2 protein-coding genes are annotated in these 2256 nt (G+C 38.6%); both read right to left on the reverse strand.

The annotated features are described in order from the left end of the window. Positions 1-140 precede the first annotated feature (140 nt). Positions 141-983, reverse strand: a complete 843-nt coding sequence (locus H591_RS15770; protein ID WP_169337565.1) for a restriction endonuclease — start codon at positions 981-983, stop codon at positions 141-143. A 115-nt stretch (positions 984-1098) separates the two neighbouring features. Continuing rightward, positions 1099-2148, reverse strand: a complete 1050-nt coding sequence (locus H591_RS0114470) for a hypothetical protein (RefSeq protein WP_022967673.1) — start codon at positions 2146-2148, stop codon at positions 1099-1101. Between the last annotated feature and the right edge of the window lie 108 nt (positions 2149-2256).

Below are 2256 nucleotides of genomic sequence, written 5' to 3' on the forward strand. Positions count from 1 at the left end.
AACGCCCTTGTCCTTTCGCTAACCTTCGGCTCTGCGAATACCTGGTACGAGGACTTGCACCTCGCTAGTTAAGTGCCATGCCCGGCACACACGCTAAGCTAAGCGGCGCAGCTTGCTGCGTCCAAAGCTTAAGCGCCTTGTTATACGTCATCTTGTAAAGCTTGTTTTTTATACAAATGCGTTTCACCGGTAATAATGTCTTTTAGAACAGCTTCAGCTAAAAGTTTAAAGCGCATTTCGCTCTTTGTACTTATGGTGTATGTATCATATTTAAATATTATTGACTTTAACTTAATTGGTGGATATTTTGATCTTGGTATAAACAAAAATGCTTCAGTGAATTCTTGCTTGTGAACGAGGCCTCTAGTATTTTCAGGAGTTCTAGACAGTTTATTCCCAAGATCATGAAGGGTGCCTATTAAATTATAAGAAACATCAAGAACCTTCAGCTCATTACTCATACCGCTATATTCAAGAGTATCACCCTTCTTTAGCTCAGTATTTTTAATGAGCCATTCATTATCGAACTCTGGAATGAACTCTACATTGCTTATGCAAAGAGCGTTAATATTAAAATGTATTTCTTTAATACCTTGGTGGTTGTCAATGTCTTCTTGGCTCGGTTCGCTAACAACTTTTAGTGAAATATTTTTGTGCTCGGCATAAGTGATTGCGCCAGACTGGTAGCCTTGCGTCGTGACAAATACCCCATGTATGTTTCCAATGTCTTCAAGTGCACCATAGAAATCGCGTACTTTTCCTACGGAGACAGTGTTGCTGTATTCCTTGCATTCTACTGCAACTCTATGAGTTAGGCCGGCAATTTTAAATTCCCAGTAAACATCAATTTGGTGTAGTTGGCCCGACCGCCCAAGAACTTTCACATCATGTTCGACACTAACTGTTTCGTACCCGTCCGTGCTGAGAATCTCTTCATATATGGCTTTGGTTAGAAGCTCAAAGCTTGTACCTGGTTTTGCCACTGCACTCTCCATAACGTATAACGCCTCACATCACCGGCAGCAAAAAGCAGCGCGAGGAACGAGTGCTGTTTTTTGCTGTCCGAGTGGATGTGTTTGTTAGGCCTTATTACCAATTTTATTTTCCCGATATCCTAATGACTTTAACAAAGTCATGCCGCGCTTTAATAAACTCTCTCAATCTCTTCTTCTCAAATTCAATATCAAAATACGTCAACGTTTCACTCTGAATTCGGTCAATATTTTGATTTTGATTATGCAGATTATTGACTTGGTTTTGAGTCATATAATCATACGACCATCGGTAAAATGAATTAATGTTGTTTATTTCATTAAAATTGGCATACCTGCGATTTTCTAGAATATTGGAAAGTTTTTGGGTTATATGGTTTAGATCGCTGAAAGACTTTTCAACTTTGGATTCCAATCTACTTACGCTTTCATCATCAATATTTCCAGATACAATGCACTCCAATACAAGTGAAACAATGTAATTTGACAGCGAATACCGCGCAACAAGGTAGCTATTTGCAATGTTTTGCGGATCAAAGAAGCTTGAGTTTACCGACTGTTCAAGTCGAGCAATAAAGGTGTGAAATATTTGCTTTAAATCAATTCGACGCTGCTGAATATTGGTCAGCGTTGCAATACAAAGATTATTAGACTTTGATATATGTGTAATTTCATCCGAAACATCCTTGATAAACTCAGCAATTGACTTTAATTTGCTTATCTCTGGAATAATGAACTGATCCTGAACTTGACTTAGATAATAGTTATTTTGGCTTATAAGATCAGAATATATCGAAGTAAGCCTTTGGTTAAGCATGGGCATTACACAGCTCATCAATTGCTGAACAATGTCCATGCTATTGAGAATATCAAAACCTTGATGCTGTGAGAAACCTCCTTTGATGGATTTTTCCATTGATGAAAAACTACCATCTTTATACCTGACGATTCGACCCAATGGCAGGCTTGTCTGGAAGAATGGTGCATTGGAGTTAAAGTAATGACTTAAACCACCAAATAGATCCTGAGAAACAATGTTTAATATTCCATCATTTTTATGACTCTGAATGTCGGAGGTTGGAATGATAACTTCAGAACCTAAAATTGTTTCTAACAGAGCTTTTTGTTCGTCTTTTTTTGACACTTTGATATCCATTTAGACTAATAGCCTAATTGGGATAGGGAGACGCCTCACGACGTCTCTCCTCCCACACCACCGGGCATACGGGTCACGTACCACGGCGGTTCAAATCTCTTTAAATTT

It is taken from the genome of Denitrificimonas caeni DSM 24390, assembly GCF_000421765.1.
Taxonomy (GTDB): domain Bacteria; phylum Pseudomonadota; class Gammaproteobacteria; order Pseudomonadales; family Pseudomonadaceae; genus Denitrificimonas; species Denitrificimonas caeni.

What these genes read in the sequence shown, in the direction of transcription:
- H591_RS0114470 (WP_022967673.1), bottom strand. Translation starts at nt 2,148, where the DNA reads ATGGATATCAAAGTGTCAAAAAAAGACGAACAAAAAGCTCTGTTAGAA.